This is a genomic window from Gillisia sp. Hel_I_86 (genome assembly GCF_007827275.1).
Taxonomy (GTDB): domain Bacteria; phylum Bacteroidota; class Bacteroidia; order Flavobacteriales; family Flavobacteriaceae; genus Gillisia.
Genome location: NZ_VISE01000001.1, coordinates 1,436,202 through 1,453,429, shown reverse-complemented (window position 1 = coordinate 1,453,429; position 17,228 = coordinate 1,436,202). Strand labels below are relative to the sequence as shown.

Here is a 17,228-nt window from a genome sequence, read left to right as displayed (position 1 = left end):
CTTTTGTCTACTACTTCCGCAATAAGTTTTAAGAATATCAATAGACTTGCTATTCCGGCAATTATCGCCGGGATTGCAGAACCGCTTATTTCGCTAACCGATATCGCAATTATTGGGAATGTAGATACAAATCCTATTGAAGCATTGGCAGCAGCCGGAATTGTAGGTTCCTTTCTCTCAGCTATTGTTTGGATCGTGGCACAAACAAAAACTGCGATCTCATCAATCGTTTCACGACATTTGGGCTCCAATAGGCTTCATGCAGTAAAGACCTTGATCCCGCAAGCCATAGCCTTCAACTTTCTATTTAGTTTGGTTATTTATGCGGTTACTGCCTTTTTTGCCAATAGCATCTTTAGTGCATACAATGCAGAGGGATTAATTTTGAACTATGCTGAAGAATATTACCAAATACGAGCAATAGGCTATCCATTGACCTTGGTGACCTTCGCTATTTTTGGGGTTTTTCGTGGATTACAAAACACGCTCTGGGCAATGAAATGCAGTCTTACGGGAGCGTTGGTAAATGTTGGATTGGATTATTTATTGGTTTATGGAGTAGAAGGTTATATTCCTGCCATGCATTTAAAAGGCGCTGCCATTGCCAGTTTGGTCGCACAGGCTGTGATGCTCATCATGGCCTTATGGTTCTTCTTTAAAAAGACTCCCTTTCATTTAAAACTGAGTTTTAATATCAATCCACAATTAAAAGGCTTGTTGTTAATGGCAGGCAATCTTTTTATTAGAACAGCTGCACTTAATTTTGCCATATATCTCGCAAACGCATATGCAACAGGTTATGGCAAGAATTATATCGCGGCGCAAAGTATACTTATGAATATCTGGTTGTTCTTTGCCTTTTTTATCGATGGTTATGCCAATGCCGGAAATGCCATTGGAGGAAAATTATTGGGAGCCAAAGATTATGTAAGCCTTTGGGAACTCAGTAAGAAGATAAGCAAATACTCTGTGTTAATTGCCCTTATTTTAATGGGTATTTGTGCATTGTTCTATAATGAGATCGGTCTTATATTCAATAAAGAAGCGAGTGTCTTGGTATTGTTCTCATCTGTGTTTTGGCTGGTACTGCTCATGCAACCCATAAACGCCATTGCCTTTATGTTCGATGGAATCTTTAAAGGGCTGGGAGAAGCAAAGTATCTAAGAAACCTCTTATTGGTAGCCACTTTCTTGGTATTTACTCCAATTCTATTGATTGGGGATTATTTCGGCCTGAAATTGTATGCCATCTGGATCGCTTTTTTTGCGTGGATGCTCATTAGAAGTAGCGCACTGGTATTTCAATTCCGAAGAAAATATTTGAAGAAAGAAATTTAAATCTAAAATAGATGGCTGCACTCACAAGCCATATTGCTTAAAAGAACCTTCCCTTTGCATGGAGATATCTTTTATTAAATTACGGATTATCCTCAGTCTCCGGTAGCTCCCTATATATTTAAGGCACGGGAAATGTGTTTCCTGTGCCTTCCTGTTCTAATGAACATCAGTGTATGAGTATTTTAGTCTCACCATGATAATGATTTCATTCTTCCAATTGTGTGCCTTATTCAGCTGCTTCTACGCCAGCACTACCAGGATCCCCTACAGGTACAACCACCTCAGTGAAGATGTTGTCGTCATTTTCATCTAATCCTGCCCAAAGGTAGAACGTATAAGGTTCATCTTCATCGGAGGCAATGCTCATCGTAAAAGTACTTTCCTTTATAAGCTCCTCGTCCTCTGCCTCTTTATCACATTCAGTAAGATTGGCATCGAAAGACGACACACCAGTAACGTAGATTTGACGGAATTCCTCTTCCCCATTGCTAATACTTCCGCGTTGGGCCTTTACCCCTGCGGCAGTGTGACATGCGTCTGGCAATAAATAGGTAACATCAATATCATAGGTTTTTCCCGCCTCAAAGAATTCAGGAACATCAATGTTAGTAACGATAGAAGCTGCTAAAAGGGTTTTTGGGCCCTCGTCATCGATATTACAGCTTATAAGTGCCAATGCACTCACAAATACTAAAATTAATTTTTTCATTTTTTAAAATTTTAAGGATTAAATAGCTATTGTTTCTATACTTATATGACCTATCATTCTTAAAAGGTTGCGTATGAATAAGATTATTTATCTATTTATTTTTCGATTGATCCTTATATGCCGATTATCAGCTACTTATGATTATGATATAGATGGAGCCTGCTCTCATGTGTTCTGAAATTGTGAAATTTTATACATTATCTTTACATTTGATAAAATCTTATTCTTATGGTCACTACCCGCCAAAACGGAAGTTTATATACCAACATTCAAAATAAAATTGCAACGATAGAATTTGGACATCCTGCCAGCAACTCCTTTCCTTTGGAATTACTGAAAAGGCTCCAAAAGGAGTTTCAAAAACTTTCTGAAAATGAGCAAGTAAATGTGATCATCCTTAAATCTGAAGGTGAAAAAGCATTCTGTGCCGGAGCATCTTTTGATGAGTTGGTGGCAATTGAGAATTTGGAACAAGGAAAACAATTCTTCTCAGGCTTCGCCGATGTGATAAATAGCATGAGATCTTGTAAAAAATTGATTCTCGGGCGTGTTCAAGGAAAAACCGTTGGCGGTGGAGTTGGTTTAGCTGCAGCTTGCGATTATACCATGGCTATCGAAGCAGCAGCCATCAAACTTTCTGAACTAACTATAGGAATAGGCCCTTTTGTGATCGCTCCGGCAGTGGAGCGAAAAATGGGATTGGCCGCTTTATCTGAATTAAGTCTTGCTGCCCACGAATGGAAGAACGCCTATTGGGCACAGGAAAAAGGACTTTTTGCTAAGGTGTTTGAGTCAATTTCAGAAATGGATAAGGAAGTAGCGCTTTTAGCAGAAAAATTAGCCTCTTACAATCCGCAGGCCTCACAAGAAATGAAAAGCATCCTTTGGGAGAATACTTCTCATTGGGATAAATTATTGATGGATCGAGCTGCCGTATCCGGAGAGCTTGTGCTTTCGGCATTTACAAAAAATGCCTTGAAAAAATTCAAAAAATAGATGAGACCAATAAATATAATGAGTATATTTCTATAAAAATCACAAAGATGCCATTTCAATTGGAAATTCCGAAAGACAAACAACCCAGACCAGAACAGGAATGGGGATTTACCATCTGGGAATTTATCTTAGAGAATAAATGGTACATTTTAGCCATTGTACTCATTGTAGGGATATTTTTATATTCTAGGAATTATATCAAAAAACACTAACTAAATGACTCAGAATGATGTGCCCGTAAGCGAAGAAACTTACGATATATTGAGTTTTTTAAGCGGAATGGGTTTTTGGATTATCGTGGCGGTTGCTCTAATTGTGCTGGTTCTTTACAAGAAATTCAAAAAATAACTAACGCGTTTTTAACCAGCCCGTAATGCTCAATCTCATGGTGTTTACCGGTTTTACCTCGTGCTCTAGAATCTGACTTTCAAAAACCACCACTCTTCCGGGAAACGGATAAATAGTTATTGGGTTTTCTGCACCCTCTATATCCCTATAGATCACTAATTCCCCGCCATTTTCGGGTTTCCAATCTTCAGCATTTAAATAGCAAACCAAGGAAAGCTTGCGCCTATCATCATTCTGGAAAGTATCCAGATGCCTTTTATAAAAAGTGCCTTTTGGATATAAAGCATAATGAAACTCCTTAAATAGGATGCCCAAAAAACAAGTGGTGTTCAAATAGGAAATAAACGGATTGATCTTATCAAAAAAGATCTTCTCATTTTCCCCCGCATCAGCCTCATTAAGCCAAAGAATAAAATCTCCACGAACAGATTTTTCTATTACCTCATTTATCCTATTTCCAATTGCAGCTTTTTTAAAATTATCCTCTTCGTACTCCCGCAATAGGTTGGTTCGCAACTTACTAACTTCTTCAAGATCAAAAAAGTTGTCCACAATGCTGTATTGCTTTTCAACCAAATCTTTAATTATACGCTCATAAAGGGGATTTTCTTGAAACTCCAACTGCTCAAATAATTCAGCTTCCAACATCTTCACGGTTTAATGATCCGGTGAATTTACATATTTCCGGTTTGCTTAAGAAATTTTGTGAAGACCTCCTTCTAAATTGTAAAAAATTTTCTGCGGAAAAATTTTCTGCAGTATCGAAATGGCCGTTGCACTCCGTTTTCCCGAAGCGCAATAAACCAAAAAATTATCTTCAGCCTCCAATTCCTGAAAGCAGGTATTTAATTCGGAAAGGGGGATGTGAAAACCACCCATATCAAAAGCAGCCCTTTCTGCTGAAGTACGCACGTCCAGCAAAGTATAATCATCGGGATTTGCCTGATATTCCCGATAGGACAGTGAGGCCAGGTTGGTGGTTTTGCAGGAAAAATCAAATTCTTCGAGTTTATCTATGGCCACATCAGGATTTTTTAAAAATGGAAGGATTTGTGTTTCCATTTCAAGTGCATTGAACAGAAGCAGCTTTCCCGAAAGCACCTCCCCAATTCCCAATACGATCTTTAGCACTTCATTGGCCTGCAGGCTTCCTATAATTCCCGGTAAGATTCCCAGCACACCTGCTTCGCCGCAATTGGGCATTTCTTCGGGAGCACCAGGTTCAGGAAAAAGGCACCTATAGGTTGGTCCATTATGGTAATTTAAAACCGAAACCTGACCCTCAAACTTAAAAATAGCACCAAAAACCAAAGGTTTCCCCGTAAGGACCGCCGCATCATTGGCCAGATATTTCGTGGTAAAATTGTCGCTGCCCTCTACAATGAGGTCATACCGGGAAAACAGTTCTTCTGCATTTTCTGCTTTCAACCGTTCATTATAAGTCACGATTTCAATAGAGGAATTCATTTCCTGCAGGCGGTTTCTGGCCGCCAGCACTTTGGATTGTCCCACATTTTTTTCTGAAAAAAGTACCTGTCGCTGTAAATTGGAAATATCAACTATATCATCGTCTATAATCCCGATTTTTCCTACTCCGGCAGCGGCCAGATATTGTAAAACAGGACATCCCAGACCGCCGGCGCCAATGACCAGGACTTTGGCTTTTTTTAGTTTTAACTGCCCTTCTTCCCCTATTTCTTCCAGAAGGATATGCCGAAGGCAGCGTTGCTTTTCATTGGTTGTCAACATTTTTACCAGCTTTTTTCCCAGTCTTTCCACACCGGTTCAATTCCATTTTTGGAGAGCATTTGTGTGATAATTTCCGTACTTCGCTCATCAGAAATTTCAAATTGCTCCAAAGATTCGGGCGCTACCACATAGCCCCCAGGATTGGTTTTGGATTCTGCACTCATCGATGTAATTCCCAAATGCACAATATGATCCCGAAAAATTTCCCTTTCCCGGGTGGAAATGGACAATTCCACCTCTTCATCCAGCAATCTATACGCACAGATCACCTGCAGCAAATCGGGATCGGTCATCTCAATCTTAGGTTCGAGCCCGCCGCTAAAGGGGCGTAACCGCGGAAAAGAAATAGAATATTTGGTCTTCCAGTAGGCCTTTTGAAGGTGCTTAAGGTGCAAAGCCGTAAAAAAACTATCGGCCCGCCAGTCTTCCAGTCCAAACAGCGCGCCTATCCCAATTTTGTGGATTCCCGCCCTTCCCAATCTGTCGGCTGTTTCCAGGCGGTAATCGAAATTTGACTTTTTCCCCCTGGGATGATGGAGCTTGTAAGTTTCCCGGTGATAAGTTTCCTGATAGACCAGGGTGGCATAAAGCCCTTTTTCAATCAGTTTCTCATACTCATCCTGGTTCAGCGGCTGGATTTCAATGGAAATATTGGAAAAATATTCCTTTAAAAGCTGCACCGCATTGCACATATAATCTATCCCCACCGTTCTGTTTGCCTCTCCTGTTACCAGTAAAATATGCTCGTACCCCTTTGCTTTTAAAAATTCGGCTTCCCTTATTATTTCTGCATCGGTCAAAGTTTTACGCGGAATTTTATTGGTCATACTAAACCCGCAATAAGTACAAATATTCTGGCACTCATTGCTCAAATAAAGCGGCGCGTACATTTGCATGGTATTCCCAAACCGCTTTTTGGTGATGGCCCTGCTCTGCTGCGCCATTTCTTCCAGAAAAGGGCGGGCGGCAGGAGAGATAAAGGCTTTAAAATCTTCCAGGCTCCGCTTCTGTTTTTGTAAAGCAAGCCGAACATCGGCTTCTGTCTTGGAGGAGATGCTTTGTAAAACTTCCTCCCAAGAATACGCTGCTAAAGTATGCTTGAAACTAGTCATATAAAAATTTGGTTAGCGGGCTACTGGCTTCTGCCTGTTGCTTTTGGGGAGCAAGTTGCGCGTTAAAAGCCATTCTTCCGGCTTCCACCGCCATTTTAAAGGCCTTGGCGATTTTCACCGGCTTGGGCGAAACTGCAATTGCCGTATTTACCAGCACGGCATCAGCTCCCATTTCCATAGCCTGTGCAGCGTGCGAGGGGCTCCCAATTCCCGCATCTATAATAACCGGCACGTTGCTTTGCTCCATGATGATCTCTAAAAAATCCAGCGTTTTGAGCCCTTTGTTACTTCCTATTGGTGCGCCCAACGGCATAACGCACTGTGCGCCCACCTCTTCCAGCCGTTTGCACAAAACAGTGTCGGCGTGAATGTAGGGCATCACCACAAACCCCTGTTTTACCAGTTCCTCACAGGCTTTTAACGTCTCCACAGGATCGGGGAGCAAATATTTGGGATCGGGATGTATTTCTACTTTTACCCAGTTTGTTCCCAGGGCCTCCCTGGCCATTTGGGCTGCAAACACGGCTTCCCTGGCGTCACGTACCCCGTAAGTGTTGGGCAATAAATTTATACGCGGATGGTGCAATTTTGAAAGCATTTCATCCTCATCATTTCCCGGCTCCACCCGTTTTAACGCGACGGTCACCAGTTCACTCTCGGAAGCAAGTATTGCCCGAAGCATTATTTCTGAAGAGCTGAATTTTCCTGTTCCCGTGAACAGGCGGGAGGAAAATGTCTTTCCTGCTATTACTAATTGATCTGTCTTGTTCATAATTGTTTTTTTTAAAATTGATTAAAGATCTCCTGAAACATTTTTTCAGGCTGCCTGCCGGAAGTAAGCCAGCCCGAAATGGCCACCCCGTGCACCCCGCACTGTGCCAGCAGCGGGATATCGGCTGGCGTTATCCCGCCAATTGCGATCACAGGAACCAAACTTCCGTTTTTCGCCAGCTTTTCTAAAAGTTCCCGATAACCTTCCACTCCCAGCACCGGGCTCAAATTATTCTTTGTGGTGGTAAACCGAAACGGCCCCAGCCCGATATAGTCCACCTTTTTTTGGAGTAGGACCTGGCAATCTTCCAGTGTGTTTGCCGTCCCCCCGATGATCTTATTTGCTCCAAGGGCTTTCCTGGCCTCCAAAGGGCAGCTATCTTCTTTTCCCAGATGCACGCCGTGGGCGCCTACCTGTTTTGCCACTTCCGGAAAATCGTTAATGACCAGTTTTGCCTGAAAACTATCGCAAATTTTCTTTGCCGTTTCTGCGGTTTTTAGCATAGTGCCAAAAGACTCGTTTTTGAGCCGTAGCTGGATCCAGTTGGCCCCTGCAGAACACATCCTGTGAATGTTTTTCAAATGTTCTTCAGGAGTATTCCCCTGCGAAATATAATGTAGCTTTGAGATCATAGGTGGTGGTATCCTAGTAGGGTTGTGTTTGATGCCAATACTCTTTCAGTATAAGATTTGGCTTTTTCAGCAGCTTCCGGAAGGGAAAAGCCAAATACCAAATATGCGGCAAGTGCCGAGGATACTATGCAACCGCTCCCGTGTTTTTCGGTACAATCATTTCTGCCGGGGGCCAGTGAAAAATAATTGCCTCCTGTGGTAAACAATTCATCCAGTCCCGGTGCTTCCGTGCGATGCCTGCCTTTTAGATAAAGGTTTGTCTTCATTCTTATCGCGCCAATTTTCTCTTCCAAATCGAACCCAGGGTAGAACATTTTTATCTCTTCAAAATTCGGGGTGACCAGAAACACCTTCTCCAGCACCTCATCCAAGTGCTCCTGAAATTCTTGCGGGCCCTGAAAGGCATATCCGCTGGTGGATTTCAATACCGGGTCCCAAATGACCCTGATATTTTTATTTCTGTTCAAGAGTTTATCGATCACTTTGTTCAAAATTGAAAGGTTCTCAATAATGCCAATTTTCACCACTTTCACAGAAAACCGATCTAGTAGCATCTCCAGTTGCTGAAAAATCAAGTCCTTCGGGATCCAATGGCAGGCTTGAAAAGTCACATCATGCTGAATGGTATTGGCCGTGTTAATTGCGAGCCCGTAGCATCCCAAAGTCTCTAAGGTTTTAACATCGGCCAGAAAACCAGCCCCGGCAGACGGATCGAACCCGGCTATGCTCAATACAAATGGCCTTTTAGTTGTATACATTTTGATATTCGTTATAGATTTCAACAAAAGCCTTCGGCTTGTTTTTCTTCAGCCAAACGGCTCCCAATACTGCTACCCCGGCATAGCCCAATTCCTTTGCCTTTGAAATATTTTCTGCCTCAATTCCGCCTAAAGCAACTATTTTTTGCTGCAATGCTTCCACATTATAGCCCCTGCCTTTATAACCGCTTTTGGAAATAGAAGAAAACAGGGGGCTTAAAAATACATAGTCAAACAAAGAAGTTTCTGTGGACACTTCTTTAGGATCGTGAAAAGAGGCACTTACCGTACATCCTTTTATATTGAACTGCTTTATATATTCAGGTACATCCTTCAGGTTTCTTCGGAAACTTTCCTTTAGATGAACCCCCTTCAGAAGAAAAGCTTCAGCTAAATGATGATGTTGGTGCAGCACCATTTTTTTTTGTTGTTCCGCTTCAAATTGGGCCAGCCAGGCCTTTAGCTCTTTCTCCTTTATTTCAGGTTTGCGCACGTGCAAAAGCTGCAGCCCGTTTTCAAAAAATTGAATGAGCTGCTCTTTTTCAACATTATTGCTTTTTTCCGAAGTAAGGAGAATGAGCATAATTGAGATGTTACAGATACACTTGGCTTCCTTTATCTTTAAATTCTTCCGATTTTTTCTTCATGCCCTCTTCAATGGCTTCCTCGGTATCCAGCCCGTGCTCCTGTGCGTAATTACGAACGTCCTGCGTGATTTTCATCGAGCAGAAATTGGGCCCGCACATAGAACAGAAATGGGCGATTTTGGCATTTTCTGAAGGTAGCGTTTCATCGTGGTAAGACCGGGCCGTATCGGGATCCAGTGCCAGGTTGAACTGATCTTCCCAGCGGAACTCGAAGCGGGCCTTGCTCATCGCATTGTCACGGTGTTGTGCTCCCGGATGTCCTTTGGCCAGATCGGCCGCGTGGGCAGCGATCTTGTAGGTAATAACCCCTTCTTTTACATCATCGCGATTGGGCAGTCCCAGATGTTCCTTGGGGGTCACATAACACAGCATCGCACAGCCGAACCAGCCAATCATAGCCGCGCCAATGCCGCTGGTAATATGGTCGTAGCCGGGGGCAATATCGGTAGTAAGCGGTCCCAGCGTATAAAAAGGGGCTTCGCCACATACTTCCAGTTGCCTGTCCATATTTTCTTTGATCATGTGCATGGGAATATGCCCTGGGCCTTCGATAATACACTGTACATCGTGTTTCCAAGCAATTTTGGTGAGCTCGCCCAAAGTCTCAAGTTCGGCAAATTGCGCATAGTCATTGGCATCGGCAATACTTCCCGGGCGCAAGCCATCTCCCAGCGAAAATGAAACATCATAGGCCTTCATAATTTCACATATCTCCTCAAAATGCGTGTATAAAAAACTTTCTTTATGATGCGCCAGGCACCATTTGGCCATAATGGAACCTCCGCGGGAAACAATCCCGGTGAGGCGTTTGGCGGTATGCGGCACGTAGCGCAGGCGCACCCCGGCGTGAATGGTAAAATAATCCACCCCCTGCTCGGCCTGCTCGATCAGGGTATCCCTGAAGATTTCCCAGGTAAGGTTTTCGGCTTTGCCGTTTACTTTCTCCAAAGCCTGGTAAATAGGCACTGTCCCAATAGGTACGGGGGAGTTTCTAAGGATCCATTCCCGGGTTTCGTGGATGCTTTTCCCGGTAGAAAGGTCCATAATAGTATCGGCTCCCCAACGGCAGGCCCACACGGCCTTTTCCACTTCTTCCTCAATAGAAGATGAAACGGCAGAATTTCCGATATTGGCATTGATCTTTACCAGGAAATTACGGCCAATAATCATAGGTTCATTCTCGGGATGGTTGATATTGGAAGGGATAATGGCCCTTCCGCGGGCTACTTCGTCCCTTACAAATTCCGGGGTAATAACTTTTGGGATACTTGCCCCGTAACTGTGGCCGGGGTGCTGTGCCGCAATTTCGTTGACTTCCTCCAGCTTTTGGTTCTCCCGGATAGCTATATATTCCATCTCGGGCGTGATGATCCCTTTTCGGGCATAATGCATTTGGGTGACATTCCTGCCCGGCAGTGCTTTTAAAGGTTTCCGGTTTCTTTTGAACCGCAATTCGTCCAGTTGGGGATCGCTTTCCCTTTCCCTTCCGTAAGCCGAAGAAAGTCCTTCCAGCTGCTCCACATCATTACGGCCTATAATCCAGTTTTTCCGAATGGGTTCCAGGCCTCTTTTAACGTCAATATCTACAGCGGGATCGGTGTAGACACCACTGGTATCGTACACCAGGACAGGGTCATTTTTTGTCACTTTCCCATTGAAATTATCAGTCGTATCGCTAAGGTTTATCCTGCGCATGGGAACTTTGATTTCCGGGTAGATTTTTCCGCTTACATAGACCTTTTCTGAATTAGGGAAAGGGGCGCGACTAATGGCTTGCTCATTTGGGGTCTGTTTCTTTTTCATACTTACTTAGTTTATTGATTTATAATTTCCTTCCGTAGAAACTTTAAAACCTATCCTCCCTGGGTTGCTTTGATAATGAGCACCTTTTCACCTTCGGCCAATTCGTGCCGGCCCCATTCCGTTTTAGAAATAATTTGATTGTTTACGGCTACAGCAATCCCATTTTGGGAAATATCAAGCTGAGCCAACAGATCCTGCAGGCTGGAATGTGAATTACAGGTATGGGCGGTGTTGTTTACGTTTACAGTTATCATTATTTCGATATTTAATAGCTGTAAACAACAGGGGGATTCCCTAAGAAAAAGTAATTAAAACCAAAACTCCCAAAAGTGGATATTGATTTAAATAGTAGAAACACTTTTCCCTTCGCTGGTATTAACCGGATCAGGTTCAACGGGTTTTATCTCAGCCGGATTAAAAAAAAACCAGCACCCCTAAAGTTTACCTTTCAAACTTAAAAGAAATTTTTTAGAATAAAAATAAAAAAACAGAATCTTTTTTTGCCCGCTTAATTAATACCTTTGCAGCAAATTGTAGTTATGAACAAGATTAGGATCACCAAACAATTTTCTTTTGAAACCGGGCACGCACTTTATGGCTACGACGGGAAATGCAAGAATGTGCACGGCCATAGTTATAAGCTGAGCGTGACCGTTATTGGATCACCCATAACAGATACTTCCAACGTAAAATATGGGATGGTGATAGATTTTACCGACCTTAAAAAGATCGTGAAATCGGAGATCGTGGATAAATTCGATCATGCTACGGTTTTCAACAAGAACACTCCACATATCCAATTAGCTAAAGAATTGGAGAGCAGGGATCATAATGTGATCCTCGTAGGTTATCAGCCAACCAGCGAAAATATGGTGCTGGACTTTGCCGATAAGATCAAGAATCGGTTGCCACCACAAATCAAGTTGTTCTCCCTTAAACTACAGGAAACAGGCACCTCATTTGCCGAGTGGTTTGCCAGTGATAATTCTTAGGGCGCAACCTTGCGAAAAAGCAAGGTCGGGCTGTACGCTCTATCCCCGATAAAAATCGGGGGATGCCGCTGCCATCCCTTGCGCAGTAATCCAGCTTCTTTCCTAAATTAGTTATATTTACACGTCCAAACCCGAAACATGAACATTCCTGAAGGCAAAAAAATATACTTTTCAAGCGATAATCATTTAGGTGCACCTACTCAAGAAGAAAGCAAACCTAGGGAAGCAAAGTTCGTAAAGTGGCTGGACGAGATCAAGGAAGATGCTGCCGCAATTTTCTTATTGGGAGATCTTTTCGATTTCTGGTTCGAATATAAACATGTGGTCCCAAAAGGTTTTGTACGTACTCTGGGCAAACTTGCCGAAATTAGGGATAGTGGGATCCCTATCTATTTCTTTGTGGGAAATCACGATCTCTGGATGCACGATTATTTTGAGAAAGAACTCAATATCCCCGTGTTTCACGAAGCAAAGGAATTCGAATTCAACACAAAAAAATTCCTGATAGGTCATGGGGATGGGTTAGGTCCAGATGATCTAGGCTATAAACGTATGAAAAAGGTCTTTACCAACCCAGTCTCTAAATGGCTTTATAGATGGTTACATCCAGATATTGGTGTGCCTTTAGCAAAACATTTATCGGTAAAAAATAAAATGATCTCTGGTGTGGAAGATCAAAAATTTTTAGGGGAAGAGAAGGAGTGGCTTATTCAATATTCCAGAAAAAAATTGGAGACCAAACATTATGATTATTTTGTGTTTGGGCATAGGCACCTACCAATGGAAATAGACCTCAACGGGACTTCTAAATATATCAACCTGGGAGACTGGATCTCACATTACACTTTTGGGGTTTTTGATGGGGAAGAATTGAAACTTAAAAAGCTAGATTAAAGTAAATTTTATTGTCTTTAGGATTCATCACCCTGAGCTTGCCGAAAGTTCTTATAGAAAACTCACATTTCGACATCCCGAAGCTTCGCGGAATGTGACAAGTACCATTTGTCACTCCAAGCGGAGTCGAGAAGTCATTTAAACCTTAATATCCTTCAGTTTTAACTGCAAACTCACATTCCCGTTCCACTCATTCTCATCTATGGAATACACAGCATCAAAAGATTGTGAATTTGTGATCAGCTCTTTTTTAGGTCCTAAATTAAAACCGATAGCTCCTATCTGACTCTGATTGTTTTCTTGTTTAATAGTGCATTTTAAATGAAGATCGTCTCCCCCAACACATTTTCCGTATCCAGTATCTTTTAGATTGGTACTTAAGAATACCGGCGACATATTTCCCGGGCCATGGGGTGCAAATTGCTTCAATATCCTATGAAATTTTGGGGTGATGTCTGCTAATTTTATTTCAGCATCTATAGATATTTCAGGGGTTAGCATATATTTTTCGATACTTCCAGATACCACTTCTTCAAATTTTCTCTTGAAATCTTCATACTGATATTCAGCTAAAGTCAGTCCTGCGGCATACATATGTCCGCCAAATTGCTCGATATGATCTGTACAAGCTTCCAAGGCATTGTACACATCGAACCCTTTCACAGATCTAGCCGAGGCCGCTAGTTTATCGCCACTTTTGGTGAACACCAAGGTAGGGCGGTAATAGGTTTCAATCAATCTACTCGCTACAATCCCTATTACCCCTTTATGCCAATCTTCCTGATAGACCACGGTTGTAAAACGCTCTTTTTCATCCAGGTCTTCTACTTGCTGTAGGGCTTCAACGGTAATACTTTTATCGGCTTCCCTCCTTTCTGAATTATAAGCTTCAATTTCTGAAGCGAACTGCCTTGCCTTTTCTATGTCTTCTTCTACTAAAAGGTTTACAGCATGCAACCCATGTTTCATCCTCCCTGCCGCATTGATTCGTGGTGCCAGGATAAAAACCACATCGGTTATTGTTAGGGTTTCTTTTTTTACCTGCTCCAAAATCGCCTTAAAACCAGCTCTGGGCGCAACATTTATAACATGCAAACCATGATAGGCCAAGATCCTGTTCTCACCAGTAATTGGAACAATATCTGCTCCAATTGCCGTTGCAACCAGGTCCAAATAGGGCAATAAATTATCTAAAGGAACGTCATTTTTAATGTTCCAGGCTTGCAGCAATTTAAATCCCACTCCGCACCCACACAATTCTTTATAAGGATAACCGCAATCTTCCCTTTTTGGATCCAAAACTGCGACAGCTTTTGGGATTTCTGCTCCCGGCCGGTGGTGATCGCAAATAATGAAGTCTATTTTTTTCTTTGAAGCGTAAGCCACTTTTTCAATAGCCTTGATTCCGCAGTCCAAAGCAATGATCAGGGAGATATCATTATCTGCCGCAAAATCGATTCCCATATAAGAAACCCCATAACCTTCCTCATATCTGTCTGGGATATAAGAAACCACATTGGGGTAAAAAGTTTTTAAATAGGAAGAAACCAAGGCAACGCTGGTGGTTCCATCTACATCATAATCCCCAAAAACCATGATATTCTCTTCACGTGCTATGGCTCGCTCTATACGCTCTATGGCTTGCTTCATATCCTTCATTAAAAAAGGATCATGCAGGTCTTCCAAAGAAGGCCTAAAGAATTTTTTAGCTTCTTCAAAGGTTTCTATCCCCCGTTGCACCAGCAACGAGGCAATTGGAATTTCTACCCCAAGCTGTGAAGATAGCTTACTTACAGTATCACGATTAGGTTTTGGTTTAAGCGTCCAGCGCATATTTTTTTAATATTGAAAGCTGTTTACAAAGGTATTATTTAAGATTAAAGACCGCTTTGCTGTTAGAGACAAGAAAAAAGATTTGACTACAGTTAACAGGGAAGCATGAAATTTAAGTAATTTATTAAAATGGATCTAATTAAAAAAGTATCACAAGCATATTCTAAATAGGATCACCTAAATGCCATGGTTGGGCAGGTTAACTTCATCTTAATCATTGTTATTAATTAGTTCTGACATATTCTAAAATATTCATTAAACGTAGATTTCAAAAACACCCTTAATAAGAAATCAAGAGGTGCTTTTAGCTTTTAGAATAACTGCTTTTCTAAAATTAAAGCAATTTTTTCCTGAAGCTTTGGTACCACAGTTTCTTCAAACCAAGGGTTTTTCATTCTCCAAAACCTATTTACAGGGGATGGGTGTGGTAAAGTCCAGAATTTAGGAAGATGCTTCTCAAAATCTGCCGCTTTTTCGGTAAGAGTGGATTTTTCCTCAGACAAATAGTAGGCAGAGGCATAGGAACCTATCAATAGAATTAGTTTCAAGCTATTCAGTTCAGAAAAAACCTGATCATGCCAAAGAGGAGCACATTCTTTTCTAGGTGGCATATCCCCTGTCTTTGCTTTGCCCGGATAACAAAATCCCATTGGGAGAATGGCGAAATTTGAGGTGTTGTAAAAAGTGTCTTCATCTACCCCAAGCCATTCCCTTAATTTCTTGCCGCTTTGATCGTTCCAAGCAATCCCCGATTCGTGCACTCTCCTACCCGGCGCCTGGCTAATCAATAATATCTTGGAATCTTTGGAAGCCTCGATAATAGGGCGAGTGCCTTTTGGCAAATGATTTATACAAACTTCACACTTCCTTATGGTGTCTAATAGATTTTGCATTTATGCCTTCCCATTGACCACAATAACAATTTCACCTTTTGGGGGCTTATTGGTATAATATTCCAACACTTCTTTGGCGGTGCCCCTAATAGTTTCTTCATGAAGTTTGGTAATCTCTCTAGAAACGGAAACCAATCTATCTTCCCCAAAATATTCCATAAAACCAGCAAGGGTTTTTAATAATTTATGAGGAGATTCGTAAAATATAATGGTTCTGGTTTCTTCTGCCAACATCTTAAACCGGGTTTGTCGACCTTTTTTTGGAGGTAAGAAACCTTCAAAAACAAATTTGTCATTGGGGAACCCACTGTTCACTAAAGCAGGAACAAAAGCTGTGGCACCTGGCAAACAATCTACCTCCACTCCTTCTTGTACACAAGCGCGAGTGAGCAAAAAACCTGGATCGCTTATTGCAGGAGTTCCTGCGTCACTTATCAGAGCAAAGGTTTCCCCATTTTTAATTCGGTTTACAATGTTTTCCACCGTTCTATGCTCATTGTGCATATGGTGGCTTTGCATTGGGGTCTTAATTTCGAAATGCTTCAACAACTTCCCACTAGTGCGGGTATCCTCTGCAAGTATAACATCTACCTCCTTTAATACACGAATTGCCCTAAGAGTAATATCTTCCAAATTACCAATAGGTGTGGGTACTAAATATAATTTTGCCATAAAGTAAAACCTTGATCCCTCATTGAGGGTTTAATTCCCCGTCCCGATAGTTATCGGAATACCTCGAAATTTGAAAAGTATTTTTTCTCCCGATAATTATAGGGACATAACTCATTTCCCCCGAGATTCCTGATTCTGGAAAAGATCTAGTGATTGAATTTATTTTCTACAAGTGCCATAAATCGCTCTTCATAATCTTCTTTGCCAACCCAGTTTTTATAGTCTGGTTTTACGACTTGCTGAATAAATTTATGTGCATCGTCCAGGTTATCGAAAGTGTTCAATTGCGAGATCACCCGGTTGTAATCGTTTGTGTGCCCTTCAAATAAATGCTTTATAAAAGATAAACGCTCATTAAGTCCGATGTTGATTCCTTTTTTAAGTCGGTCGTTTAGGGATCTTGGCTTTTCTTTTTCCTGATTTTTTACAGATTCAAAACTTGGAAGATTATCATAATCTACTCCAATATCCCTAAAATCGTTCTTTTTAAAATTCGATGAATTCTCAGGGAGCTTACCGTTACTGCTTTTGGAAATTATGCTATCTACCATAGTATCCATATGCTCTGTTTCCGGAGGCATTTGGGCAACGATATCTTTTATTTTTTCGGTATTGGGTTCTGTGATCGCTTCGGAGTCATTGTATTCTGTACCATCAGGTAAATACTCATCTTTAGCGGATTCTTTCTCCTTTTTCGGCTGACTGCTTTTAATTTTTACAGAAGAAGATTCTTCCATTTTAGACAAGTTTTCTTCAGTAAACGCTAGGATAGTCAATTTTTCATAGAGCTTTTTCGCCTTCTTTTTTAAGTTAGCGGTAGAAGACCCAGAAGGAGCTTCCAGTATGTTGGTTGCAAGGTTTTTTAATTCAAATTCCAATTTCTTTTTCATCACAAGTATTATTTTTATTTAGAAGATAGATACTATAAAGTGCAATAATGCTACCAAGTTTAATTTATCTTAGCTTCCATAAGTATTAATTGGTTTACAAATTTACTTTAACCAACGGCCACCTAGGTTGTATTTTTAATAAATTTGTTTCAACTTTATGCCGATTAGGTATAAATCCTAAACTGCACTG

20 protein-coding genes and 1 riboswitch are annotated in these 17,228 nt (G+C 41.5%); of the genes, 6 read left to right on the top strand and 14 right to left on the bottom strand.

Annotation, left to right across the window (positions count from 1 at the left end; all coding sequences use genetic code 11):
* Nucleotides 1-3 precede the first annotated feature (3 nt).
* The gene (locus tag JM83_RS06440; protein WP_144960473.1) at nt 4-1,338 is read left to right on the top strand and encodes an MATE family efflux transporter; all 1,335 of its coding nucleotides are present in this window, start codon (nt 4-6) and stop codon (nt 1,336-1,338) included.
* Between the two features lie 226 nt (nt 1,339-1,564).
* Here JM83_RS06440 and JM83_RS06435 read toward each other — a convergent pair whose 3' ends face one another.
* Nucleotides 1,565-2,047, bottom strand: coding sequence for a hypothetical protein (locus JM83_RS06435; RefSeq protein WP_144960471.1), 483 nt, complete (start codon nt 2,045-2,047; stop codon nt 1,565-1,567).
* A 228-nt stretch (nt 2,048-2,275) separates the two neighbouring features.
* Between JM83_RS06435 and JM83_RS06430 the strand changes: the two genes are divergently transcribed.
* The 3 genes from JM83_RS06430 to JM83_RS19395 are packed head-to-tail and all read left to right on the top strand — an operon-like array spanning nt 2,276 to nt 3,391.
* Nucleotides 2,276-3,043: an enoyl-CoA hydratase/isomerase family protein gene (locus tag JM83_RS06430; RefSeq protein ID WP_144960469.1), complete on the top strand. Its 768-nt coding sequence runs from the start codon at nt 2,276-2,278 to the stop codon at nt 3,041-3,043.
* 47 nt (nt 3,044-3,090) lie between these two features.
* Nucleotides 3,091-3,255, top strand: a complete 165-nt coding sequence (locus JM83_RS19095) for a hypothetical protein (RefSeq protein ID WP_186434954.1) — start codon at nt 3,091-3,093, stop codon at nt 3,253-3,255.
* Nucleotides 3,256-3,259: 4 nt separating this feature from the next.
* A complete protein-coding gene (locus JM83_RS19395) occupies nt 3,260-3,391 on the top strand; it encodes a hypothetical protein (RefSeq protein WP_261376373.1) in 132 nt (43 codons plus the stop codon).
* Here JM83_RS19395 and JM83_RS06425 read toward each other — a convergent pair whose 3' ends face one another.
* The 9 genes from JM83_RS06425 to thiS are packed head-to-tail and all read right to left on the bottom strand — an operon-like array spanning nt 3,392 to nt 11,118.
* The gene (locus tag JM83_RS06425) at nt 3,392-4,039 is read right to left on the bottom strand and encodes a 2OG-Fe(II) oxygenase (protein ID WP_144960467.1); all 648 of its coding nucleotides are present in this window, start codon (nt 4,037-4,039) and stop codon (nt 3,392-3,394) included. It lies immediately after the preceding gene.
* 45 nt (nt 4,040-4,084) lie between these two features.
* Nucleotides 4,085-5,140: a HesA/MoeB/ThiF family protein gene (gene moeB / locus JM83_RS06420; protein ID WP_144960465.1), complete on the bottom strand. Its 1,056-nt coding sequence runs from the start codon at nt 5,138-5,140 to the stop codon at nt 4,085-4,087.
* Between the two features lie 2 nt (nt 5,141-5,142).
* Nucleotides 5,143-6,252, bottom strand: a complete 1,110-nt coding sequence (gene thiH, locus JM83_RS06415; protein WP_144960463.1) for a 2-iminoacetate synthase ThiH — start codon at nt 6,250-6,252, stop codon at nt 5,143-5,145.
* Nucleotides 6,245-7,024 carry a thiazole synthase gene (locus JM83_RS06410; RefSeq protein ID WP_144960461.1) on the bottom strand — a complete coding sequence of 260 codons (780 nt, stop codon included), beginning with the start codon at nt 7,022-7,024 and terminating at the stop codon, nt 6,245-6,247. The genes thiH and JM83_RS06410 overlap by 8 nt, the downstream gene beginning before the upstream one ends.
* Before the next feature lie 11 nt (nt 7,025-7,035).
* A complete protein-coding gene (gene thiE / locus JM83_RS06405) occupies nt 7,036-7,656 on the bottom strand; it encodes a thiamine phosphate synthase (RefSeq protein WP_144960459.1) in 621 nt (206 codons plus the stop codon).
* Nucleotides 7,653-8,414 carry a hydroxymethylpyrimidine/phosphomethylpyrimidine kinase gene (locus JM83_RS06400; RefSeq protein ID WP_144960457.1) on the bottom strand — a complete coding sequence of 254 codons (762 nt, stop codon included), beginning with the start codon at nt 8,412-8,414 and terminating at the stop codon, nt 7,653-7,655. The genes thiE and JM83_RS06400 overlap by 4 nt, the downstream gene beginning before the upstream one ends.
* A complete protein-coding gene (locus JM83_RS06395; protein WP_144960456.1) occupies nt 8,401-8,997 on the bottom strand; it encodes a thiamine phosphate synthase in 597 nt (198 codons plus the stop codon). Before JM83_RS06395 ends, JM83_RS06400 begins: the two co-directional genes overlap by 14 nt.
* Before the next feature lie 10 nt (nt 8,998-9,007).
* A complete protein-coding gene (gene thiC, locus JM83_RS06390) occupies nt 9,008-10,864 on the bottom strand; it encodes a phosphomethylpyrimidine synthase ThiC (protein WP_144960454.1) in 1,857 nt (618 codons plus the stop codon).
* Nucleotides 10,865-10,914: 50 nt separating this feature from the next.
* Complete coding sequence (thiS, locus tag JM83_RS06385) at nt 10,915-11,118, bottom strand: sulfur carrier protein ThiS (RefSeq protein ID WP_144960452.1); 204 nt, start codon at nt 11,116-11,118, stop codon at nt 10,915-10,917.
* Between the two features lie 90 nt (nt 11,119-11,208).
* Nucleotides 11,209-11,310, bottom strand: a riboswitch (TPP riboswitch).
* A gap of 93 nt (nt 11,311-11,403) precedes the next feature.
* On the opposite strand from thiS, the gene JM83_RS06380 reads away from it, so the two are divergent.
* Nucleotides 11,404-11,856, top strand: coding sequence for a 6-pyruvoyl trahydropterin synthase family protein (locus JM83_RS06380; protein WP_144960449.1), 453 nt, complete (start codon nt 11,404-11,406; stop codon nt 11,854-11,856).
* Nucleotides 11,857-11,994: 138 nt separating this feature from the next.
* Nucleotides 11,995-12,750 carry a UDP-2,3-diacylglucosamine diphosphatase gene (locus JM83_RS06375; protein ID WP_144960447.1) on the top strand — a complete coding sequence of 252 codons (756 nt, stop codon included), beginning with the start codon at nt 11,995-11,997 and terminating at the stop codon, nt 12,748-12,750.
* 138 nt (nt 12,751-12,888) lie between these two features.
* Here JM83_RS06375 and recJ read toward each other — a convergent pair whose 3' ends face one another.
* The 4 genes from recJ to JM83_RS06355 form a co-directional block, all read right to left on the bottom strand.
* Complete coding sequence (recJ, locus tag JM83_RS06370; protein WP_144960446.1) at nt 12,889-14,583, bottom strand: single-stranded-DNA-specific exonuclease RecJ; 1,695 nt, start codon at nt 14,581-14,583, stop codon at nt 12,889-12,891.
* Between the two features lie 311 nt (nt 14,584-14,894).
* Entirely contained in the window at nt 14,895-15,476 is a 582-nt protein-coding gene (locus tag JM83_RS06365) for a uracil-DNA glycosylase family protein (RefSeq protein WP_144960444.1), read from the bottom strand.
* On the bottom strand, nt 15,477-16,148 hold the full coding sequence (gene rsmI, locus JM83_RS06360) for a 16S rRNA (cytidine(1402)-2'-O)-methyltransferase (protein ID WP_144960442.1): 672 nt from the start codon (nt 16,146-16,148) through the stop codon (nt 15,477-15,479).
* 146 nt (nt 16,149-16,294) lie between these two features.
* Nucleotides 16,295-17,038: a hypothetical protein gene (locus JM83_RS06355; protein ID WP_144960440.1), complete on the bottom strand. Its 744-nt coding sequence runs from the start codon at nt 17,036-17,038 to the stop codon at nt 16,295-16,297.
* Between the last annotated feature and the right edge of the window lie 190 nt (nt 17,039-17,228).

What these genes read in the sequence shown, in the direction of transcription:
- moeB (WP_144960465.1), bottom strand. Translation starts at nt 5,140, where the DNA reads ATGTTGACAACCAATGAAAAGCAACGCTGCCTTCGGCATATCCTTCTG.
- JM83_RS06400 (WP_144960457.1), bottom strand. Translation starts at nt 8,414, where the DNA reads ATGTATACAACTAAAAGGCCATTTGTATTGAGCATAGCCGGGTTCGAT.
- JM83_RS06355 (WP_144960440.1), bottom strand. Translation starts at nt 17,038, where the DNA reads ATGAAAAAGAAATTGGAATTTGAATTAAAAAACCTTGCAACCAACATA.
- thiS (WP_144960452.1), bottom strand. Translation starts at nt 11,118, where the DNA reads ATGATAACTGTAAACGTAAACAACACCGCCCATACCTGTAATTCACAT.
- JM83_RS06380 (WP_144960449.1), top strand. Translation starts at nt 11,404, where the DNA reads ATGAACAAGATTAGGATCACCAAACAATTTTCTTTTGAAACCGGGCAC.
- JM83_RS06430 (WP_144960469.1), top strand. Translation starts at nt 2,276, where the DNA reads ATGGTCACTACCCGCCAAAACGGAAGTTTATATACCAACATTCAAAAT.
- thiH (WP_144960463.1), bottom strand. Translation starts at nt 6,252, where the DNA reads ATGACTAGTTTCAAGCATACTTTAGCAGCGTATTCTTGGGAGGAAGTT.
- JM83_RS06375 (WP_144960447.1), top strand. Translation starts at nt 11,995, where the DNA reads ATGAACATTCCTGAAGGCAAAAAAATATACTTTTCAAGCGATAATCAT.
- JM83_RS06410 (WP_144960461.1), bottom strand. Translation starts at nt 7,024, where the DNA reads ATGAACAAGACAGATCAATTAGTAATAGCAGGAAAGACATTTTCCTCC.
- JM83_RS19395 (WP_261376373.1), top strand. Translation starts at nt 3,260, where the DNA reads ATGACTCAGAATGATGTGCCCGTAAGCGAAGAAACTTACGATATATTG.
- rsmI (WP_144960442.1), bottom strand. Translation starts at nt 16,148, where the DNA reads ATGGCAAAATTATATTTAGTACCCACACCTATTGGTAATTTGGAAGAT.
- JM83_RS06435 (WP_144960471.1), bottom strand. Translation starts at nt 2,047, where the DNA reads ATGAAAAAATTAATTTTAGTATTTGTGAGTGCATTGGCACTTATAAGC.
- thiC (WP_144960454.1), bottom strand. Translation starts at nt 10,864, where the DNA reads ATGAAAAAGAAACAGACCCCAAATGAGCAAGCCATTAGTCGCGCCCCT.
- JM83_RS06365 (WP_144960444.1), bottom strand. Translation starts at nt 15,476, where the DNA reads ATGCAAAATCTATTAGACACCATAAGGAAGTGTGAAGTTTGTATAAAT.
- JM83_RS19095 (WP_186434954.1), top strand. Translation starts at nt 3,091, where the DNA reads ATGCCATTTCAATTGGAAATTCCGAAAGACAAACAACCCAGACCAGAA.
- thiE (WP_144960459.1), bottom strand. Translation starts at nt 7,656, where the DNA reads ATGATCTCAAAGCTACATTATATTTCGCAGGGGAATACTCCTGAAGAA.
- JM83_RS06425 (WP_144960467.1), bottom strand. Translation starts at nt 4,039, where the DNA reads ATGTTGGAAGCTGAATTATTTGAGCAGTTGGAGTTTCAAGAAAATCCC.
- recJ (WP_144960446.1), bottom strand. Translation starts at nt 14,583, where the DNA reads ATGCGCTGGACGCTTAAACCAAAACCTAATCGTGATACTGTAAGTAAG.
- JM83_RS06395 (WP_144960456.1), bottom strand. Translation starts at nt 8,997, where the DNA reads ATGCTCATTCTCCTTACTTCGGAAAAAAGCAATAATGTTGAAAAAGAG.